The sequence below is a fragment of the Rhizobium sp. LEGMi-198b genome (assembly GCF_054114205.1).
Genome location: NZ_JBSYVH010000009.1, coordinates 1 through 20,572 on the forward strand (window position 1 = coordinate 1; position 20,572 = coordinate 20,572).

At 59.5% G+C, this 20,572-nt stretch carries 20 protein-coding genes and 5 tRNA genes; 10 read left to right on the forward strand and 15 right to left on the reverse strand.

The features are described from left to right. Positions 1-247: 247 nt before the first annotated feature. On the reverse strand, positions 248-1,498 hold the full coding sequence (locus ACXHXG_RS27615; RefSeq protein WP_457901408.1) for an MFS transporter: 1,251 nt from the start codon (positions 1,496-1,498) through the stop codon (positions 248-250). A gap of 229 nt (positions 1,499-1,727) precedes the next feature. Between ACXHXG_RS27615 and ACXHXG_RS27620 the strand changes: the two genes are divergently transcribed. Next, positions 1,728-2,618, forward strand: coding sequence for a LysR substrate-binding domain-containing protein (locus tag ACXHXG_RS27620; protein ID WP_457901409.1), 891 nt, complete (start codon positions 1,728-1,730; stop codon positions 2,616-2,618). Positions 2,619-2,792: 174 nt separating this feature from the next. Here ACXHXG_RS27620 and sthA read toward each other — a convergent pair whose 3' ends face one another. From sthA to phaC, 6 genes are all read right to left on the reverse strand, one after another. Further along, positions 2,793-4,196, reverse strand: a complete 1,404-nt coding sequence (gene sthA, locus ACXHXG_RS27625) for a Si-specific NAD(P)(+) transhydrogenase (RefSeq protein ID WP_457901410.1) — start codon at positions 4,194-4,196, stop codon at positions 2,793-2,795. 104 nt (positions 4,197-4,300) lie between these two features. Continuing rightward, complete coding sequence (locus tag ACXHXG_RS27630) at positions 4,301-4,897, reverse strand: dual specificity protein phosphatase family protein (protein WP_104822943.1); 597 nt, start codon at positions 4,895-4,897, stop codon at positions 4,301-4,303. 260 nt (positions 4,898-5,157) lie between these two features. Then, positions 5,158-6,009: a RadC family protein gene (gene radC / locus ACXHXG_RS27635; RefSeq protein WP_457901411.1), complete on the reverse strand. Its 852-nt coding sequence runs from the start codon at positions 6,007-6,009 to the stop codon at positions 5,158-5,160. Positions 6,010-6,012: 3 nt separating this feature from the next. Beyond that, entirely contained in the window at positions 6,013-6,849 is an 837-nt protein-coding gene (gene map, locus ACXHXG_RS27640; RefSeq protein WP_104822945.1) for a type I methionyl aminopeptidase, read from the reverse strand. A gap of 2 nt (positions 6,850-6,851) precedes the next feature. Next, positions 6,852-7,601: a DNA/RNA nuclease SfsA gene (sfsA, locus tag ACXHXG_RS27645; protein ID WP_283050218.1), complete on the reverse strand. Its 750-nt coding sequence runs from the start codon at positions 7,599-7,601 to the stop codon at positions 6,852-6,854. 13 nt (positions 7,602-7,614) lie between these two features. Continuing rightward, positions 7,615-9,456, reverse strand: a complete 1,842-nt coding sequence (gene phaC, locus ACXHXG_RS27650; protein ID WP_457901412.1) for a class I poly(R)-hydroxyalkanoic acid synthase — start codon at positions 9,454-9,456, stop codon at positions 7,615-7,617. A gap of 159 nt (positions 9,457-9,615) precedes the next feature. Here phaC and ACXHXG_RS27655 point away from each other — a divergent pair, with 159 nt between their 5' ends. The 4 genes from ACXHXG_RS27655 (at position 9,616) to recJ (ending at position 14,765) form a co-directional block, all read left to right on the forward strand. Further along, on the forward strand, positions 9,616-10,077 hold the full coding sequence (locus ACXHXG_RS27655; protein WP_104822948.1) for a hypothetical protein: 462 nt from the start codon (positions 9,616-9,618) through the stop codon (positions 10,075-10,077). Between the two features lie 223 nt (positions 10,078-10,300). Next, the gene (locus tag ACXHXG_RS27660; RefSeq protein ID WP_133706294.1) at positions 10,301-11,521 is read left to right on the forward strand and encodes an LL-diaminopimelate aminotransferase; all 1,221 of its coding nucleotides are present in this window, start codon (positions 10,301-10,303) and stop codon (positions 11,519-11,521) included. A 60-nt stretch (positions 11,522-11,581) separates the two neighbouring features. Further along, entirely contained in the window at positions 11,582-12,901 is a 1,320-nt protein-coding gene (locus ACXHXG_RS27665; RefSeq protein ID WP_104822949.1) for a homoserine dehydrogenase, read from the forward strand. A gap of 58 nt (positions 12,902-12,959) precedes the next feature. After that, positions 12,960-14,765: a single-stranded-DNA-specific exonuclease RecJ gene (gene recJ, locus ACXHXG_RS27670; protein ID WP_457901413.1), complete on the forward strand. Its 1,806-nt coding sequence runs from the start codon at positions 12,960-12,962 to the stop codon at positions 14,763-14,765. 61 nt (positions 14,766-14,826) lie between these two features. Here the strand turns inward: recJ and ACXHXG_RS27675 are convergent. The 5 genes from ACXHXG_RS27675 to ACXHXG_RS27695 form a co-directional block, all read right to left on the reverse strand. Further along, positions 14,827-14,901: transfer RNA gene (locus tag ACXHXG_RS27675), tRNA-Glu, on the reverse strand. Positions 14,902-15,020: 119 nt separating this feature from the next. Beyond that, positions 15,021-15,095 (reverse strand) — tRNA-Glu (locus ACXHXG_RS27680). Between the two features lie 83 nt (positions 15,096-15,178). Beyond that, positions 15,179-15,253 (reverse strand) — tRNA-Glu (locus ACXHXG_RS27685). A 157-nt stretch (positions 15,254-15,410) separates the two neighbouring features. Next, positions 15,411-16,154, reverse strand: a complete 744-nt coding sequence (locus tag ACXHXG_RS27690; protein ID WP_457901414.1) for a hypothetical protein — start codon at positions 16,152-16,154, stop codon at positions 15,411-15,413. 266 nt (positions 16,155-16,420) lie between these two features. Continuing rightward, on the reverse strand, positions 16,421-16,861 hold the full coding sequence (locus ACXHXG_RS27695) for a VOC family protein (protein ID WP_457901415.1): 441 nt from the start codon (positions 16,859-16,861) through the stop codon (positions 16,421-16,423). Between the two features lie 196 nt (positions 16,862-17,057). On the opposite strand from ACXHXG_RS27695, the gene ACXHXG_RS27700 reads away from it, so the two are divergent. From ACXHXG_RS27700 to ACXHXG_RS27720, 5 genes are all read left to right on the forward strand, one after another. Beyond that, positions 17,058-17,636 (forward strand): cold-shock protein, encoded by a 579-nt coding sequence (locus ACXHXG_RS27700; RefSeq protein WP_028753855.1) that lies wholly within the window; start codon positions 17,058-17,060, stop codon positions 17,634-17,636. Position 17,637: 1 nt separating this feature from the next. Next, positions 17,638-18,150 carry a DUF192 domain-containing protein gene (locus ACXHXG_RS27705; RefSeq protein WP_104822953.1) on the forward strand — a complete coding sequence of 171 codons (513 nt, stop codon included), beginning with the start codon at positions 17,638-17,640 and terminating at the stop codon, positions 18,148-18,150. A gap of 129 nt (positions 18,151-18,279) precedes the next feature. Then, positions 18,280-18,356, forward strand: a tRNA-Pro gene (locus ACXHXG_RS27710). Positions 18,357-18,528: 172 nt separating this feature from the next. Then, positions 18,529-18,834, forward strand: a complete 306-nt coding sequence (locus ACXHXG_RS27715; RefSeq protein ID WP_283050236.1) for an ETC complex I subunit — start codon at positions 18,529-18,531, stop codon at positions 18,832-18,834. A gap of 94 nt (positions 18,835-18,928) precedes the next feature. Continuing rightward, positions 18,929-19,005 (forward strand) — tRNA-Arg (locus ACXHXG_RS27720). Positions 19,006-19,084: 79 nt separating this feature from the next. Here the strand turns inward: ACXHXG_RS27720 and ACXHXG_RS27725 are convergent. From ACXHXG_RS27725 to ACXHXG_RS27735, 3 genes are all read right to left on the reverse strand, one after another. Then, positions 19,085-19,246: a hypothetical protein gene (locus tag ACXHXG_RS27725; protein WP_457901416.1), complete on the reverse strand. Its 162-nt coding sequence runs from the start codon at positions 19,244-19,246 to the stop codon at positions 19,085-19,087. Between the two features lie 155 nt (positions 19,247-19,401). Then, positions 19,402-19,641, reverse strand: a complete 240-nt coding sequence (locus tag ACXHXG_RS27730; RefSeq protein ID WP_104822958.1) for a hypothetical protein — start codon at positions 19,639-19,641, stop codon at positions 19,402-19,404. Positions 19,642-19,792: 151 nt separating this feature from the next. Next, positions 19,793-20,566: an amino acid ABC transporter ATP-binding protein gene (locus tag ACXHXG_RS27735; RefSeq protein WP_104822959.1), complete on the reverse strand. Its 774-nt coding sequence runs from the start codon at positions 20,564-20,566 to the stop codon at positions 19,793-19,795. Positions 20,567-20,572 lie beyond the last annotated feature (6 nt).

The window sequence follows — 20,572 nt, forward strand, 5'->3', positions numbered from 1 at the left end:
GATGGGCCGACCAACTTGGAATGCCCAGGCTCACCTAACCTCAATCTCTCGAACCGCCCGGTGCGGACCCGCATGCCGGGTGGTGTGGCAGGGGTGCGATCAGCTATGATCGCCCCCTATGCCGTTTGGCTTAAGGCGATGAAAATTGCGGAATTCAGGAGCAGATGCCGGCAGCCGTGGCGGTAGCGCTAATGGCGATATCGCGCCAGAAGCGGTCATAGCACTAAGCTCAATAGACATTCAGGATCTAGTTCTGTTGTGATCTTTGATTCATTTGGCGGTGCAGCAGCGAAAGACTGAGAAGCGCACAAAAGGCGAAGATCGAGATGACCAGGGCCAGCCACAGAGCGGCATGGGGACCGGCTGAGGTGAGAATGGCGGTAAATATCGGCGGTGCGGTGGCAAAGGCGAGATAGAGAGGTACGGCCAGTTGCGCCGATGCGCGGGCATAAGCGCTGGCGGGGAAAATTTGTAACGGCAGCGTGGCGCGGGTGACGGCGGTGACGCCGCTGGCAAGGCCATAGAGTGCGGCGAAAAACACAGCGCCGGTGGGATTGCTCGTCAGTAGAAGGACGATGAAGCTCGCCGGGAATAGGGCCGATGCGGCAAGACCGGTAACGAAGCCCGACCAGCGCTGACCGCCCAAAAAATCGACGACCCGCCCCGCCCATTGGGCTAGGCCGATAAAGGCCGCTGTCGCTAGTGCCTTGGCGTGATCGAGACCCGCAGCCTCGAATAGGATAATGATTGTGAGGGCAAAACCCCAGGTGACGAAGCCATTGGCAGCAAAGCTCATGGCTAGCAGCGCGAAGCGTCGCCGGTCGATGGCAATAGGCTCGGCCACCGCCTTCGCTGAGAACGTCTCCCTGGGTCGTCTGGCAAGCGCGGCCCAATGCAATGGCATGCAGACAAGCAGCATGAGAGCCGCATAGGTCAACGTCGTCGTGCGCCAGCCCCATCGAGCTTGTAAAAGTCCCGTCACTGGCCAAACGATGGTTGATGTCAGCCCGCCGGCCAGGATCAGCCCGCCGAGTGCTTGGCGCGCTTTCTCGCCGGCGATTTCGGTCACCGCGATCTGCGTCGGTGTCGTTAACATGCTGGCACCGGCGATGCCGAGAATGATCCACGAGAGGACATAGGACACCGGACCATCGGCCAAGCCCATAACCAGCAGGCCGGCCGCGCCCAAGGATGATCCCCAAACCATAATCGGGCGCGCGCCGTGGCGCTCGAAGAGGGTGCTCAGCGGCCAAGACACCATAGCCATGACGATGAGCATGACTGTCGGTCCCGCCATGATCATCGGCAGGGTCATTCCCAGTTCACCGGCCATGGCAGGGCCGGTCACCGCCGGCAAGTAGAAGGTTGCGCCCCAGCCAATGAGCTGAGTCAATGATAGCGCGACAACGGCACGAACTGTGGGCGAGCGGAGCGAAGTCCAGGCAAGCGGCGCGGAAAGCACGATCAAGTCGCGGTTGCGATGGGGAAGGCGAAGCATCAAAGACCTTTGGATATCAGTAGCTTTTGTTTCTGAGGAAATGAGGCGGCGGCGCCACCTGCGTCGGCGAGCGAACAATAAAGAAATTAATGCTGAGCCAGCAGCTACCATTGCTGCGGCTCTGGTTATGGTGTGATATTGGATGAGCACATTGCATGAACTGATGGGCTCTCGCGTTAGCTTGTGCTCGATTTTCGTATGATGCTCAAACGAGGAATTTGAGAGGAGCTTGAGCAAAATTCATGCAGGAAAAGCATCGTATCTCCCTCAACGCCATCAGGGTCTTCGCAATCGTGGACGCACCGAGAGCCTAACTGCCGCCGGTGCTGAACTTGGCGTTACCTCCAGCGCGGTGAGCCATCAGCTCAAAAAGCTCGAAGACGAGCTTGGGGTGAGTTTCTTCCGCCGAGGAAACAACACCGTTTCCCTGACCGAGGTGGGACGGCGGTTCTATCAGGAGGTTGCGCCGGCGATCGGGCTCATCGAGCGTTCGGCCGATGCCCTTTATCGCGACGAAAACGAAATCAGCGTCCATGCGACGACGTCGCTTGCGCTGCGTTGGCTCATACCGTCACTGGATCGTTTTCGGGCTCTCTGCCCACAGGTGCGCGTTCGGGTGGAAACAAGTTCCGCACGAGGTTTTCCAGCCTTCCCCGACTCCGATGTCAGTATCCGCTATTTCCGAGTAGGGAAAGCGGCCGAGGAATGGGAATACCTTGCTCACGACCTGCGCCGCCCGGTTGTTTCCCCAAATCTACTGGCAAGAGATACTGGCAGCCACGTAATTGCCGTTTCGGACGTGCCAGCTCTTCAATGCTGCGTGGACAACTGGGACTGGAAGCTCTGGTGCGATACGTTCAATATTTCGCTGACAGACCTTTCCTTCGGTCATGAATTCGACACGGACGATGCGGCTCTTCATGCTTGCGTTGCCGGTCTTGGAATGGTGCTGGCGCCGACGGTTCTCACGGGCAGGGAAACGAAGTCGGGTGCATTGGTGACCTTGCCCGGATATCAACCGGTCGAAACCGGTACATATCGTTACCAGCGCCGCTCGGAAGCGAGAGCGGTTCGGCAATTCTGTAGCTGGATGGATACCGAAATGCGCAACCTCGAATGAGGGCTTCCATCGCAGAAATCAGCGGCGCTGACTTCACGGGGATTTCCCGTCGCCTTCAAGCAGTCGTATCCGCTTCCGGCCAAAAGTGGCCATCAGCGGCATTGCTACGAGACACGGAAAACTGAGTCTCCTCCCACCGTTTCGACGGAGAGAGGGGGCCGTTCCGCAACCTACTCAAATCTCCGACTTGATATCGCCCATGCGGTTCCACGCATCCAGGCCGGCGATTTTGTAGGCTTCGGCGAGCGTCGGGTAGTTGAAGGTGTTTTCGACGAAATATTCCACCGTGCCTTTGAGGTTCAATACCGCCTGGCCGATATGGACGAGTTCGGTCGCGCCTTCGCCGACGATGTGGACGCCGAGAAGGCGGCGGGTCTTCAGCGAGAAGATCATCTTCAGGAGGCCGGTGTCGAGGCCCATGATATGGCCGCGCGACGTCTCGCGGAAACGGGCGATGCCGCACTCGTAGGGAATGTGGCGTTCCTTGACCTCTTCTTCGGAAAGACCGCAGGTGGAGATTTCCGGCACGGCATAGATGCCGTAGGGGAAGTATTTCGGTGGCTCCTTGGCGATGGCACCGACGGCGACGCGGGCGGCGATGCGGCCTTGTTCCATCGAGGTTGAAGCAAGGCTCGGAAAGCCGACGACGTCGCCAGCCGCAAAGATATGCGGGACGTTGGTGGCAAAGGTTTCGGGATTGACGCTGAGGCGGCCGCGATTGTCCGCCTCGAGGCCGGCAGCAGCCAGATTGAGCGTGTCGGTGGCACCCATGCGGCCGGCGGCAAACAGCACCATGTCGGTGATGATGCGGCGACCATTGTCCAGCAACAGTTCCACCTTGCCGTCCTGGCGGGTGACCTTTTCGGCCTTTTGCCCCAGCAGCAGCTTCATGTTGCGGTCGCGTAGCTGATAGATGAAATCCTCTACGATTTCCTTGTCGATGAAGTCGAGCATCGTCGATTTCGGATCGATCAGCGTCACCTGCGTGTCGAGCGCGCTGAAGATCGTCGCATATTCGATACCGATGACGCCGGCGCCGATGACGACCATCGAACGCGGCAAATCCTCGATCTCCAGCAATTCGTCGCTGTCGAGAACGGTCTTGCCATCGAAGGGCATATAGTCGGGACGGAAGGGCTTGGTGCCGACCGCGAGCAGAATGCTGGCGCCCGTGACATGGACGACTTCGCCGTCGTCCTTGACCACCTGCATGGTCTGCGGATCGACGAAGCTCGCCTTGCCGCGTATATGCTGTACCCGGTTGCGAGCGAATTGATGCTCCAGAACTTCGACTTCATGGTCGAGAGTGATCAACAGGCGGCGACGCAAATCCGCGGCGCTGATTTCCTGCTTCACACGATAGGCGCGGCCGTAGAAGCCGCGTTCGCGCCAGCCGGAGAGATTGAGCGCGGTCTCGCGCAGCGTCTTCGACGGAATGGTGCCGGTATGGACGGAGACACCCCCGACACGCTTGCCCTGTTCGATCACCAGCACCCTCTTGCCGAGCTTGGCGGCCTGAATGGCGCCTCTGCGGCCTGCGGGGCCGCTGCCCACGACTATGAGATCGAATTGGTCCATCGGAAGCCTCGGGTGATTGGATTTATGGAATCAATGTCGCAACGCAACATGCTGTCCGTCAACCGGTAGCGGCTCAATGTTACAGATTATCTAACAGGAAATGATCAGGAGCTGGAAAGGCCGAGCCAAGGCTCCAGCTTTTCGAAAGTCCGGTCCATGGCATAGGCATGGGTGAAGGAAAGCGGCAGATGTCCGTAGATGATCGACATCTGATCTTCCGCGGCCGCTTCGCCGGCTTTGGCGATAGCAGCGAGATAGAGGGCCGAGGCAAGCCCCGTGCGATCTGCGCCGGCCTGGCAATGGATCAACAACGGCTTCGGCGCATCGCGCATGATCTCAACAAGCCGCGCTGCCTGCTCCTGGGTCAGCTCGTGGCCGGAGGACATGCGAAAATCAATATGATTGATATTGAGTTCCTTCGCCTGGGCGACTTCGTTGTCGTACCAGGTGCGGCCGCTATTGTCGCCGCGCAAGTTGATGATGGTCTTGATACCATATTGCTTCTGCAGTTCCGCGATCGTCGCCGGCGATGGCTGAGAAGAGCGGTAGACCTCGCCTGCGATGACGGGATGGAAATTCGTCGTCCACAGCATATGGGCGTAGAAGCCGCCGGCAATCAGCGCAAAAGGAGAAAATGCAAGAAGGACACCACGACCGATGCGGCGCAGACGACCAGAAAGCAGCAATGACGTCTTCGGCATGTAGTCTCCGGGGTACGCCGCAGCTCGAGCGGATAAGGCGCAAACAAAACAATCGCTTCCGTGTGCAAGCGCACCGATCTGGAGGCGTTATCCTTGTGTCAGAACATCCTGACAAATACCTGAAAAGCGCAAGGGGAGGTGCTGAGGCAGGAAACTATCGATAGGTCAGAATTCAACGGTATTGCTTGTGTCGTAAAGTATAATAAAAACAAATTATTATGCGGGTATTCTGATGTTGCAATCTATCCAGAGGTATCGATTCAGATCAGCCGCAACGCCCTGAAGCTGACATGGCCGTTCTTGCCGATGATAATATGATCGTGAACGGTGATACCCAAAGGGCCGGCCGTGTCGATGATCGTCTTCGTCATGTCGATATCGGCGCGCGAGGGTGTAGGGTCGCCGGAAGGATGGTTATGGACGAGAATCACGGCGGTGGCCGAGAGTTCGAGCGCACGTCTGACCACCTCGCGCGGATAGACCGGCGTATGGTCGATCGTTCCCAAACCCTGCACCTCATCCGCGATCAGGGCATTGCGCTTGTCGAGAAACAGGATTCGAAACTGTTCGCGCGTCTCATGCGCCATGGCGGTGTGGCAATAGTCGATCAGAGCCTTCCAGGAGGAGAGCACCGGCTTGCCCGTCAGCTCGCTTTTCAGCATGCGCTGCGCCACGCTTGCCACCAGCTTCAGATCGAGAGCCACGGCTTCGCCGACGCCGCTGATTTCCTGCAGCAGATTGGCCGGCGCGCCGAAGACGCCGCCGAGCGTGCCGAAGCGAGCAAGCAGCGCCTTGGCGATCGGCTTGGTGTCGCGGCGCGGAATCAGCCGAAACAGCAGGAGTTCGAGGATTTCGTAATCGGCAAGCGCCGCATCGCCCCCATCGCGATAGCGATTGCGCAGGCGTTCCCGGTGACCGTGATAGTGAGCCTCGGCATTGGCCGGCACGCTCGGCGGCTTCGCCGGTTTGTCGCGCAGCGCGGTCTTGGTGGATTGATGGGCGAAAAACAGCCGCTCGTCGAAGAGAGGAGCTTCTTCAAGACTATCCGTCGCCCCGCTGCTATCGATGGGCATGTCGCCATGTCCGGAGGAAGAAGCGGGGCGCTTCGCCATGCATTACCCCTGCAGCGGTGGCAGGCCGGGACGGTCGAGGCCGCCGGGCGACAGGGTGAAGATCTCGCAGCCGGTGGCAGTGACACCGACGGTGTGTTCATACTGCGCCGACAGGGAGCGGTCGCGCGTGACCGCCGTCCAGCCGTCGCCAAGCACTTTCACATGCGGTCGTCCGAGATTGATCATCGGCTCGATGGTGAAGATCATGCCTTCACGCAGTTCCGGGCCCTCGCTGGCGCGGCCGTAATGCAGGATGTTCGGGGAATCATGGAAGAGGCTGCCGACGCCGTGGCCGCAGAAATCGCGCACGACGGAGCAGCGCTCCGCTTCGGCATAGGCCTGGATCGCTTCGCCGATTGCGCCGGTGCGGGCACCGGGACGCACGGCGGCGATGCCGCGCATTAGCGATTCGTAGGTCACTTCCAGCAGCCGCTCCGCCGAGCGCTTGATCTCGCCGACGGGATACATGCGGCTGGAATCGCCGTGCCAGCCGTCGAGCACATAGGTCACGTCGATATTGACGATATCGCCGTCGCGCAGCGGCTTGTCGTTGGGAATGCCGTGGCAGACAACGTGATTGATCGACGTGCAGGAGGATTTCATATAACCGCGATAGTTCAATGTCGCCGGGTAAGCGCCATGATCCATACCGAATTCGAAGACGAAGCGATCGATGACATCAGTCGGTACGCCAGGCCCGACGATGGCGGCCAGTTCGTCGAGGCAACGAGCGGTCAACTGGCATGCCTTGCGCATTCCTGCGAAAGCGTCGGGGCCGTAGAGGCGGATGGCGCCTGTGTTTTTCGACGGCGCCGTTGCCGCTTCGATGTAATTCACCATGATCAGCCTTCAGCAGAAATCTTTATACTGGTATTTAATGCAGCTATGCCGGGTTCGTCTATCGGGATCAACCCTGCAGGCGTTATTTCCGTCGGCGAGACCTTGCATTTGACAGCATAGACTTCGACGCCGCGCTTCAAAGCTCGCTCAAACGCCGCGGTGTAGACGGTATCGAGATCGCCACAAACACGAAAACGCCGGCAGTCGTGCCGCTGGATCACGAATAGCATGACGGCGCGGTATCCCGCTTGCGCCATATCGCCGAGTTCTTCGAGATGCTTGGCGCCGCGGGCTGTCACCGTATCGGGAAATTCGGCAAGGCCCGGCTGGCGCATGAAATGCACATTCTTGACTTCGACATAGGTGGTTGTCCTCAAGGGATCGGTCAAGAGCAGGTCGATGCGGGAATTGCGGCCGTAATTTTGCTCACGCCGAACGGTCGTGTAGTCGCCGAGATCGGAAATCTGCCTGAGCGCGATTGCCTCCGCCGCCAACCGGTTCGGCATGGCCGTGTTGACGCCGACCGTGGTGCCATCTGCTTCGATCAATTCGAAAACGTGCCGATATTTACGCTTCGGACTGTCGTGTTCTGAAAGCCAGATGCGCGAACCGGGTGTTGTCAGGCCCTGCATCGAGCCGGTGTTTGGGCAGGAGCCGGTGATGATCTCGCCGCTCTCCAGTTCGGCATCGAAAAGGAAGCGTTTATAGCGGGCGATCAGCCGTGCGGGGACGAGGGGCGGGTCGAACAGCATGAATGGTCGCCGCTTAGGCGCGTTCCATGACGAAGCTGCCGGGTGCTTCCTCAATGGCGTTCAGCGCCGCGCCACCTGGCTTGCGGGCGGGAACCATGCGGCTGTCGTTGCCTTTGATCCATTCAAGCCAATGCGGCCACCAGGAGCCTGGCGTCTCCCTGGCTTCGCCGAGCCATTGATCATAATCACCCTTGACCGCGCCGCCCGTCCAGAACTGGTATTTATGCTTGTCCGGCGGGTTGACGACACCGGCGATATGACCGGAGCCAGTCACCACGAATTCCACCGGCCCGCCGAAGAACTGGCTGCCAATGAAGACGGATTTGGCCGGTGCGATGTGATCCTCGCGTGTTGCCAGATTATAGACGGGTATCTTGACGTCCTTCAGCGACAGCTTTTTGCCGTCGAGCACCATCTTGCCCTGGCTCAAAGCATTGTCGAGATAGCAATTGCGCAGATAAAATGAATGGTTGGCGGCCGCCATTCGCGTGGAATCGGCGTTCCAGAACAGAAGATCGAAGGGTAGGGGTTCCTGGCCCTTCAGATAGCTGTTGACGAAATAGGGCCAGATCAGCTCCGAGGCGCGCAGCATGTTGAAGGCTGTCGCCATTTTCGAGCCCTCGAGATAGCCGACCGCCGTCATCTGCTCTTCCAGCGCCGAGATCTGCTCTTCATCGACGAAAACCTTGAGGTCGCCGGCAAAGGTGAAATCGACCTGAGTGGTCAGGAAGGTGACGGTGCGGATGCGTTTGTTCTTTTCCTTGGCGTGCAAAGCGAGTGTTGCCGCCAGCAGCGTACCGCCGACGCAATAGCCGACGGCGTTGACCTCTTTCTCGCCGGTTGCCTTCTCGATCATATCCAGCGCGAAATCGATGCCTTCGCGCGCATAGGACGTCCAGTCCTTGGCAGCGTGGCGCTTATCCGGGTTCACCCAGGAGATGACGAAGACGGTGTGCCCCTGTTCGACACACCATTTGATAAAGGATTTCTGCGGGTTGAGATCGAGAATGTAGAATTTGTTGATCCAGGGCGGGCAGATCAGCAGCGGCCGCTTCAACACTTTATCCGTTGCCGCTTCATATTGAATGACCTGGCAGACATCGCTCTGCGCGATCACCTTGCCAGGCGTCAGTGCCATGTCTCGGCCAACAGCGAATTTCGTCATGTCGGTCTGGCGCAACCGCAATTCGCCGCGGCCGGCGCTGATATCCTCGGCAAACATTTTCATGCCGCGCACGAGGTTTTCGGCGTTGGAAGCGACGGTCTCGCGATAGAGCTGCGGGTTGGTGGCGACGAAATTGGCCGGCGAAAGCGCCGCGGTGATCTGCTTGGTATAGAAGGAGGCCTTGTGGCGCGTGTGCTCGTCCAGTCCTTCGGCATCGGTGACCATCTTGTCCGCCCAACCGGCGGTCAACAGATAGGTTTGACGCAGGAAATCGAAGAAGGGATTTTTCTGCCAATCCTCGTCGGCGAAGCGCCTGTCTTTGACCGGCTCAGGCTCGGGTGCCGAATCACCGCTGAGGCGCTGCATGGTTTTCGTCCATAGGCCGAAATAACCGGATAGCAGATAGGTCTGTGCCTCCAATGTCCGGCGCGGATCGGAAAGCCAGTATTCGCTGACCTTGGAAAGCGTCTTGACGATATCGGTCATCGGATCGGCGACCGTGTCGACCTTCTCGCCGCGCTCGCGTGGCGCAAGCCATGCGGAAGCGGCCTTGCCGAGATTTTCCAACGCACGGGCAAAGTTGACGGCCATCGCCTCGGGATCCCTAACGATGTAAGGCTCGACTGACTTAGGGTCGAAGCCGGCAAAGGCGCCGTTGCCTTCACTATGGTCCCGCTTGCTGTCGGTCACGCATCATCCTCCCGGCGGCAGCTCTCTTTGTTTTCCATTTGTACATCTTGCGGGAAAAGGAATACAAGTCGAATGAAACGCAACCCTGCTCTTGCTTTGCTGCTGCGACAAATTTAACAGTCGCAACCCACGGCAAGGCAATAGAGCAGGACGGACAATATGGGCGGCGGCATGGTGGCAAGACTCAACCGGTATTCCGTACTCTGCGGTGCTTTGTGCGCCTGTCTCGCGCTGGCGCTTGCCGGCTGCTCGACGCCTGCGGAAAAGGCAGCCTTTGCCAAGAGCAAGCAGGCGCCGCAGGCTGTGGTCGTCAAGTCCGCTGAAGGCAAGCCGGTCGATGAAGGCAACACGCAGCAGCACTACAAGGACGGTTACCCCTCCTTCAACGCTCCTCCGACGGCGGCGAATGTGCAGATCAACGACCAGCAGGCGGCCGATATCGGCAAGCAATTGACGGCGCTCGGTGCGCAGCGCAAGGCCGGCACGATTTCGGAAGCGGAATATCAGAAACGTGTCGCCGAGATGCGCAAGCTCGCGGCCGAACACGGCCAGGATACGCTGTCGCAAATCCAGCAGCAGAGCGCCGAGCCCAGCCAGACGCCCGCGCCGACGCAGAATTAGCCTTGCGTTTCAGGCGATTTGGACGCAAAGCGTTCAGCTAGGCTGAATTTCGATGTTTCTTCCTGGGTTGATAGTGCATTGCGTCTATAACCGCCAAAGATTCACCGTATCCTTCGCGTCAGTATAGTTGCGGCGCCGCGATTCCGGAGTTCGTATCGCGGCTCACCGGGAGATTGACGAACTTCATTGCGGTTGTGAGGGCCGCTGTCCCATGGGGAAAGAAATGGAAGAGTTTCATAAAGTCCGGCGCTTGCCGCCCTACGTCTTCGAACAGGTCAACCGTTTGAAGGCCAGCGCGCGAGCGGGCGGGGCCGACATCATCGACCTCGGCATGGGCAATCCGGATCTTCCGACCCCCAAGGCGATCGTCGATAAGCTGTGCGAAGTGGTCCAGGACCCGCGCACGCACCGCTATTCCTCGTCCAAGGGCATTCCGGGACTGCGCCGTGCGCAGGCCGCCTATTATGCCCGCCGCTTCGGCGTCAAGCTCAATCCGGATACGCAGGTGGTCGCCACCCTCGGCTCCAAGGAAGGCTTCGCCAACATGGCGCAGGCGATTACGGCGCCGGGTGATGTAATCCTTTGCCCGAACCCGACCTATCCGATCCATGCCTTCGGCTTCCTGATGGCAGGCGGCGTCATCCGCTCGATGCAGGTCGAGCCGGACGACAGCTTCTTCCCGCCGCTGGAACGGGCCGTGCGCCACTCTATCCCGAAGCCGCTGGCCTTGATCCTCAACTATCCGTCGAACCCGACGGCCTATGTCGCGACGCTCGATTTCTACAAGGAAGTCATCGCTTTCGCCAAGAAGCACGACATCATCGTGCTCTCGGATCTGGCCTATTCGGAAATCTACTTCAACGACGATCCGCCGCCGTCCGTTCTGGAAATTCCGGGCGCGATGGATGTCACCGTCGAGTTCACCTCGATGTCTAAGACCTTCTCCATGCCCGGCTGGCGCATGGGCTTTGCCGTCGGCAATGAACGCCTGATCGCGGCGCTGACACGCGTGAAGTCCTACCTCGATTACGGTGCCTTCACGCCGATCCAGGTGGCGGCAACGCATGCGCTGAACGGTGACGGCTCTGATATTGCGGAAGTTCGCAACATCTACAAGCGCCGCCGCGACGTGCTGGTCGACAGCTTCGGCAAGGCCGGCTTCGACGTGCCGCCGCCGGCAGCGACGATGTTTGCCTGGGCGAAAATCCCGGAAAAATTCCGTCATCTCGGCTCGCTGGAGTTCTCGAAGCTTCTCGTCGAGAAGGCCGACATCGCGGTGGCGCCCGGCATCGGCTTCGGCGAGCAGGGCGACGACTACGTCCGCATCGCGCTGGTCGAGAACGAGCATCGCATCCGCCAGGCAGCGCGCAATCTGAAGCGCTTCCTCTCCACAGCGGATGAGACCATGCATAACGTGATTTCACTGAACGCTCACCGCTCTTAATTTCTCACGGCAGCCGTCTCCGCGGCTGCCGTGTCCCAAGACATTGATCAGGAATTGTTCATGGCAGATGCCCTCAAAATCGGCATTGCGGGCTTGGGCACCGTTGGTGCCTCGCTCGTCCGCATCATACAGAGCCGCGCCAACGAGCTTGCCGTTACCTGCGGCCGCCCCGTCAAGATCGTCGCCGTAACCGCCCGCGATCGCACCAAGGATCGTGGCATCGACCTCACCGGCATCGAATGGTTCGGCGGCCCGGTCGACCTGGCGCAGAAGGCCGACATCGACGTCTTTGTCGAGCTGATCGGCGGTGCCGAAGGCGCGGCCAACGCCGCCGTGCGTGCGGCTCTTGCCCGTGGTCTGCATGTCGTCACCGCCAATAAGGCGCTGCTCGCCTATCACGGCGTCGAACTTGCCGAGATTGCCGAGGAGAAAGGCGCACTGCTCAACTTCGAAGCGGCCGTCGCCGGTGGCATTCCCGTCATCAAGGCATTGCGTGAATCCCTGACCGGCAACACGATCTCGCGCGTCTACGGCATCATGAACGGCACCTGCAACTACATCCTGACCCGGATGGAGAAGGAGGGCCTGTCCTTTACCGATTGCCTGAAGGAAGCCCAGCGTCTCGGCTATGCCGAAGCTGATCCGGCCTTCGACATCGAGGGCAACGACACGGCACACAAGCTCGCCATCCTGACGACGCTTGCCTTCGGCAACCGCATCGCGGCCGATGATATCTATCTCGAGGGGATCACCAATATCTCCATCGAGGACATCCGCGCCGCAGCCGACCTTGGCTACCGCATCAAGCTGCTCGGCGTCGCCCAGCGCACCGAAACAGGCATCGAACAGCGCGTTCACCCGACCATGGTGCCGCTCGAATCGGTCATCGCCCAGGTCGATGGCGTCACCAATGCCGTCGCGATCGAATCGGACATTCTCGGCGAACTGCTGATGGTCGGCCCCGGCGCCGGCGGCAACGCGACGGCTTCCTCCGTACTCGGCGATATTGCCGACATCGCCAAGAGCCAGCCGGGTGCGCAGCGCGTGCCGGTGCTCGGTCACCCTGCCAAGGCGCTGGAACCCTATCGCAAGGCGCAGATGCAGAGCCACGAAGGCGGCTATTTCATCCGCCTGACCGTTCTCGACCGCACCGGCGTTTTCGCCAGCGTCGCGACCCGCATGGCGGAAAACCACATTTCGCTGGAATCGATCGTGCAGCGCGCGACGCAGCATCTGGCGCCGGCCCATCATCAGACGATCATCCTCGTCACCCATGCGACGACGGAGGATTCGGTGCGCAAGGCTGTCGCCGCGATCAAGACCGAGGGCTATCTTGTCGGCGAGCCGCAGGTCATCCGCATCGAGCGGCCGAAGGAATAATTCCGACGACTAAGGCCCGCTCCGGTAAATCGGAACGGGTCTTCCAATTCTGGGAGAGATGGTGGAACAGCCGGCAGATCCTGTACAGCGGGCATTTCTGGGCGTCGAACGCTCCGTCTCCGGCAATCGCTGGATTTCCCGGCTCGACCAGGCCGGCCAGAATCGGGCGCTGGCCATCGCGCAAACGCACGGGCTGCCGGATCTGATTGCCCGCGTTCTCGCCGGCCGCGGCGTCAGCCTCGAAGAGGCCATGGCCTTCCTCGACCCCACGATCCGCAGCCTGATGCCAGACCCCCATCTGCTGACCGACTGCGAGAAGGCAGCACAACGTCTCCTGCGCGCCGTCAAGGCGGGCGAGACGGTTGCGATCTTTGGTGACTACGACGTCGACGGCGCGGCATCCTCGGCGCTGCTCTACCGCTTTCTCGCCCATTTCGGCGTGCCGGCCAGCATCTATATCCCAGACCGCATCTTCGAAGGCTACGGCCCGAATCCCACTGCCATCAACCAGCTCATCGATAATGGCGCAACGCTGATCGTTACCGTCGATTGCGGTTCCACCAGCTTCGAATCGCTGGAAGCGGCGAAGGCCCGCAATATCGACGTCGTCGTCATCGATCATCACCAGGTTGCGCATGAGCTGCCGCCTTGCCATGCGCTGGTCAATCCGAATCGAGAGGACGATCTATCGGGGCAGGGACATCTCTGTGCTGCCGGCGTTGTCTTTATGGTTCTGGTCGCGGCCCTGCGGCAGTTGCGCGAGGCAGGCGACGCCCGTGTGCGCTCCATCGACCTGCTTGCCTGGCTCGATATCGTCGCGCTGGCAACTGTCTGCGATGTCGTGCCGCTGAAAGGGCTGAATCGTGCTTACGTCGTCAAGGGCCTGATCGCCGCGCGCCATCAGGGCAATCCCGGCCTGGCCGCCCTATTTCGAAAAGCTGGGCTCGGCGGCCCTGTGAGCCCGTATCACTTTGGTTTCATGATCGGCCCGCGCATCAACGCCGGCGGGCGTATCGGTGATGCCGCGCTTGGCGCCCGGCTGCTGACGCTCGACGTTGCCTCCGAGGCCGAGACGATCGCGGAGAGGCTGGACGAGCTCAACCGCGAACGCCAGGCGATGGAAGCCGCCATGTTGCAGGAGGCTGAAGCTGAAGCGCTGGCCGAATACGGCAACGGCGACGGAGCCTCCGTTATCGTCACGGCACGGGAAAGCTGGCATCCCGGCATCGTTGGCCTGATTGCCTCTCGGCTGAAGGATAAGTTCCGCCGCCCCGCCTTTGCCATTGCCTTTGATTCGATGGGGCGAGGCACTGGCTCCGGTCGCTCGATCAACGGTTTCGACATGGGCCGCATGGTGCGCGCTGCCGTCGATGCTGGCCTGCTCGTCAAGGGCGGCGGTCATGCCATGGCGGCGGGTCTGACGGTCGAACGCGCCAATCTCGGCAAACTCCGTGCCTTCTTCACGGAGAAGGCGGAGAGACAAGTCGCCGGCCTCGTCGCCAACGAAACGCTGAAGATAGACGGTGCGCTCGGCGCCGGCGGCGCGACGGTGGAGCTGGTCGACCAGCTTGAAACTGCCGGCCCCTACGGTTCCGGCCATCCGCAGCCGATCTTCGCTCTTCCGAGCCACCGCCTGCGCGATTCGCGCCTGGTCGGCCAATCCCATATCAAGATCACCCTGGAGGCCCAGGACGGTGGCCGCCTCGACGGCATCGCCTTCCGCGCCGTTGAAACGCCCCTTGGCGAGCTGCTGCTCTCCTCCCGCGGATCCCAGATCCACATCGCCGGCACCCTCGGCGCCGACCATTGGCAGGGCGCAAGACGTGTCCAGTTGCGTGTCATGGATGCCGCCAAGGCGCCGTGAGTAGTGTACGGGAAACGTCGCGTTAATGATGACGAATCAGAGCTTTAGGGAGGGGAAGCAGTGGCACGCCCTAGGGGAGTCGAACCCCTCTTTACAGAATGAAAATCTGTCGTCCTAACCGATAGACGAAGGGCGCGTGCTGTGGCGCCCTTATAGTCAGCACCTTTTGTTCCCGCAAGCGGAAAATCGAGAAAAATCTACGGGTAAGGGCGAATTTTTCGAGGTACTTGTGGAAAAGTTCGTGGTGGGTCCGATTGGTACGCCCTAGGGGAGTCGAACCCCTCTTTACAGAATGAGAATCTGTCGTCCTAACCGATAGACGAAGGGCGCAGGCTGCGCTTGCGACCATATAGGAATAGCGCAAAGCCACCGCAAGCGGAAGGTAGCTCATTGTTGTAGGAGAGGAGGAACAGTGGCACGCCCTAGGGGAGTCGAACCCCTCTTTACAGAATGAAAATCTGTCGTCCTAACCGATAGACGAAGGGCGCGTGCTGTTGTGTGGCGCGCTTATAGCGGGGTGATTTCATTCCCGCAAGCGTCTATTTCGCTTTTTCTTGGAAAAAATGACAGAAGCGTAACGGCGCATCGAAGCTTGAATAAGCTCGCCTTAACAGCATGTTGCGGGAGTTTGCAGATGGGACCGGTTTAGAACCCCGATCCGCTCTGCGGCTGGGTTATCAGCGGCTTGCCATCCTGGCCCTGGCCCTTCGACGCAACGATATGCGCCAGCATCAGTGCTTCCTTGCTGTCGATTCTGCGGGCACTGGAGCCGCGGGCGGGCAAAATTTTCGAGGGCGTGGCGTCCGCTGTCGGCCTCATCGGGCTTCCCGACGCGTTGGCGGCGTTGCGGATGACGGGCGGAGGGATGACCGCCTCGGATGTCTGGTCGACGGGCATGCCGCCATTGCCCTGTTGTGGCGTGACATTCTGCGTCGCACTGGGCGGCATACTGTAGACGCTGCGCATGATCGGACTAGGTCCCTGCGGCTGTCCGCCACCCGGCTGGGTGGCCAGCGTTCCATCCGGATTGACGGCAATCGGCGCGGGCGTCGAATAGATGCTGCTTCTATTGGCATTGACCGCGGTCGGCTGCGTCACCAGGCCGGCCATGCCGGCCGGCGCGTCTGTCGCCACAGGCGCTGCCCCGGCGGGTGCCGGCGGGAAAAAGGATTGATTGCCCGTGGCTTCAGCTACCATCTGCGGATGCGCGCCGTGAACGCTGTGTACCAGCGGATCGCGATAGGCGTCGCCCTTTTGCCGTTTCACGTCGGCTTTGGTGTTGAGAGCGTCGGCGAGCTCTTCGGCAGCATTGGGCTTCGGCTCGACCTCGGCTACCTGTTTCGGCTTGCTGCCTGTCGTCGCGCAGCCGGCGAGCATCAGAAATGACATGGCGATGGCAATAGTGCTTGCGAGCTTTTTATTGCCGGATAGAATCTGCCGATCGCACAAAGGACGTTCCCCGCTTAAAAGTTGGCACCGGAACGGCCTCTTGCGAGGGACGATGATGTCGAGCGGCTTCCTACTGGGAACGATGACCGCGCGAAATCCGATGCATGATGCTTCGAGTCGTCCAAGCATGCCGGAGAGCGGGTACGGCCGGCAAGCGCGAAACCGGTGGCTCCGCGCGCGCCGTAAGCCTCGCGAAAGCTAGCGCCTCACCAGGCGCCGGTATTGGGCATCGAAGCCCAGGGCTCGGCCGGAGCAAGGTCGGCACCCTTCTGCAGGATCTCGATGGAAATGCCGTCCGGAGACCGCACGAAAGCCATGTGACCATCGCGGGGCGGCCGGTTGATAGTAATGCCATTGTCCATAAGTTTCTGGCAGATTGCGTAGATGTCATCGACCTCATAGGCGAGGTGACCGAAGTTCCGTCCTCCGGTATACTCTTCAGGGTCCCAGTTGTAGGTGAGTTCCAGACTGGGCGCGCCGCTGCTTCGGGATGCGTCTACATCCTCGCTGGCAGCAAGGAAAACGAGAGTGAAACGGCCTTTCTCGTTTTCGTAGCGACGGGTTTCGGTGAGGCCGAAGAGAGTGCTATAAAAGTGCAGTGAGGCGTCGAGATCGGTAACGCGGACCATGGTGTGAAGATAACGCATTCTGTTTCCTCTCTAATGTTTGTGCTGAGACGATCTGAAACGAGACACCAGCTTCAGGCAAGACTCGGCGCGCTAATCTACGGATGGGAATAAACGAAAACTAGGACTTGCGCTTTTCCGTTACCAAGATGTTAATCTTGATTTCAAGGAATCAGTTAACTGTAACAGTGTGACGCGTAATCGAGGGTTGGCTAAGATGGGTGACAGAATTTCATCGAAGGGTATCGTCGACTTCGGAGAGATGTCGGGCGAAGCCGTCGAGCTCATCGAAATCTCCGGCGTCGTCAAATGGTTCGATGTCGCCAAGGGTTTTGGCTTCATCGTTCCGGATAACGGCATGCAGGACGTTTTGTTGCATGTGACATGCCTGCGCCGCGACGGTTATCAGACCATTCTCGAGGGCACGCGCATCGTCGCGCTGATTCAGCGCCGTGAACGTGGCTATCAGGCTTTCAAAATCCTCTCGATGGACCAGTCGACCGCCGTGCACCCGTCGCAGATGCCGCCGGTGCGCACCCATGTCCAGGTCACTGCGACAAGCGGCCTCGAGCGCGCCTTGGTCAAGTGGTTCAACCGCACCAAGGGCTTTGGTTTCCTGACGCGCGGTGAGGGCACAGAGGACATCTTCGTGCACATGGAAACGCTGCGTCGTTTCGGTCTGGCGGAGTTGCGGCCGGGACAGGTAGTCCTTGTCCGTTTCGGGCCGGGTGAGAAGGGCCTGATGGCGGCAGAGATCCATCCGGATGCGCCAAGCCCGGTGACGCGGCCGCATTGATATGACCACCAGAGTTATGTTTTCTGCTGTTTTGAAGAGCGCCATCGTGGCGCTTTTTCTTGTCGGGGCATCCGCTCCCGCCTTTGCCGCGCAAGCGGCCAGCGAAAAATCGATGGCGTTCGATTCGGAGCCGCTATCGATCAAAACGGCCAAGGGCGTAACGCACAAGTTCACCGTGGAATTGGCATTGACCGAGCCGCAGCTCGAGTTCGGCCTGATGTATCGCAAGAGCATGCCGGACGATCACGGCATGCTTTTCGATTTCGGTGCGCCGCGCCCGGTCATGATGTGGATGAAGAATACCGTGCTACCGCTCGATATGCTTTTCCTGGACAGGAGTGGCGTCGTCACGCACATTCAGGAAAACGCCGTACCCTATTCTGAAACGATCATCAGCTCCGGCGGGTCAGTGCTTTACGTCATCGAGCTGAACGGCGGCATCGCAAGAAAACTCGGCCTTGCCGTCGGCGACAAGGTGACGAGCGCTACGATTTCCGCAAAACTCGGCAAGTAGATTTTCCCCGGGGATCGGAGCTTCAACGCCATTTTAGCTGTTGCAGCACGAGGATGAACCGTGTATCTCCGCACTCGTTCTGCAAAGCGGGACGACGCGGTCTCCTCAAAGAGATTATGCGTGAGGGTACGGAGTGTAGCGCAGTCTGGTAGCGCATCTGGTTTGGGACCAGAGGGTCGGGAGTTCGAATCTCTCCACTCCGACCATCTAAATTCTCCCTGATATCGATGGATTGGGATGAGATTAGCCCGCCTTTTTGCTTGAAAACAAAGGGATTCGCGGCTAAGCAAATCCCACAATGCTCAGCCTTCATGGGGCCGGGCGAAGACGAGAGAAGCAAAGGCGGGACTGTCCCGCTTATCCGGAGGCGCTGCAGCGATGCCTGCCAAGATTTACCGTCCCGCAAAAACCGCCATGCAATCCGGCAAGGCCAAGACCCATTTGTGGGTTCTGGAATTCGACCAGGAAATCCCGCGCAAGATCGATCCGATTATGGGCTATACCTCGTCGGCCGATACGCGCCAGCAACTCAAGCTGACGTTCGAGACGCAGGAACAGGCCGAGGCCTATGCCCAGCGCAACGGCATCGAATATCGTGTTCTCGCTCCCAAGGACGCCAACCGCCAGGTGGTTTCCTATACCGATAACTTCCGTTTCAACCGCATCCAGCCCTGGACCCATTGATCCGGCACACGTCGAATTCGCTACCTATTGAGTTTGACGGAAGTTTCAGGCATGTGTTGCCAGCCGCGGGCAGTTCGCGGCGGCTTGGCTTTCAGGCCCCTTAGCTCAGCTGGATAGAGCACCTGCCTTCTAAGCAGGTGGTCGCAGGTTCGAATCCTGCAGGGGTCGCCAAAATCTATTTGATTACAATAGCTTACCAAGTTTTGCATCTGCGGCGTATCCATCCGCTGCAGCATCCTATCGCCGTAACTCAATGCTTCTCCATTGGCCAACCGCCAGCATCCGCCGGTCTGGTTGCATTCACTGCCATGTCGATGAGGTCATAACCGGCCACTGCACCGATCACTCTTACGACGATGATTGCCGCGCCGAGAAACGCCAGCGCAGCGATTATCCTGTCGCTTTTCTTCACGTCCCGTCTCGTCCCCCCCAATGCCTACAAACTGCATCCCCACGCAGCCGGCGGCAGTATATCGGGTTTATAGTGGGGCGCTACGGCTATATTCAGGTCGCCGACCTTTGCGTTAAGCGCGCTTGAGACAGGACGCCTTCGGGACGATGATTCGGTCAGGCGGCGTTCAGGTCGGCGATCTCGCCGTGCCGTGCCAGGAGGCGAGGGGACGTCATGTCGCCGGTCTCTTCGTCGACCATGACCGCATAGGCGGCAACGCCGACGAAACGCGCGGCCATGGAAAGGGCGATCTTTTCGGCACTGGCGGCGCTTGACGCCTGCCGCATTTCTCCCGGCACCAGATTTCCGCGGTTCTTCTTATAGGGAAGGATAATAAACTTTTCGCCGGATGCCATTGTGCTCGCCCTGATTTGTTCACACAATGTTCTGGTTTGCGTGGAGTGTCAATATGGTTAATCGTAACCGCCGTCGCAATTCCGACCTATATATTGAAAAACCCGCCGGCTGCGTCACAGCCGACGGGTTTTTGATCATCGCATGGTCCGCTTAGTGCAGGATCTGGCTCAGGAACAGCTTGGTACGTTCGTGCTGCGGGTTTTCGAAGAATTCTTTCGGTGAGTTCTGTTCGACGATCTGGCCCTGGTCCATGAAGATCACGCGGTTCGCAACCTGACGGGCGAAGCCCATTTCGTGGGTGACGCAGAGCATGGTCATGCCTTCTTCGGCCAGACCCACCATGGTATCCAGCACTTCCTTGATCATTTCCGGGTCGAGCGCCGAGGTCGGCTCGTCAAACAGCATGATCTTCGGGTTCATGCAGAGCGAACGGGCAATCGCGACACGCTGCTGCTGACCGCCGGAAAGCTGGCCAGGATATTTCTTTGCCTGTTCCGGGATCTTGACGCGGGTGAGGAAGTGCATCGCGATTTCTTCCGCCTGCTTCTTCGGCATCTTGCGCACCCAGATCGGCGCCAGCGTGCAGTTTTCCAGGATTGTCAGATGCGGGAAGAGGTTGAAGTGCTGGAACACCATGCCGACTTCGCGGCGCACTTCGTCGATCTTCTTCAGATCGTTGGTGAGTTCCACGCCATCGACGATGATCTGGCCCTTCTGATGCTCCTCAAGGCGGTTAATGCAACGTATCATCGTCGACTTGCCTGAACCGGAAGGCCCGGCGATAACGATGCGCTCGCCGCGCATGACCTTAAGGTTGATGTCGCGCAGTACGTGGAAATCGCCGTACCACTTATTCATGTTGATCATTTCAACCGCGACTTCCGTGTCGGAAATGGTCAGTTTTTTTGGTTGGGCGTCAGCCATATTTTT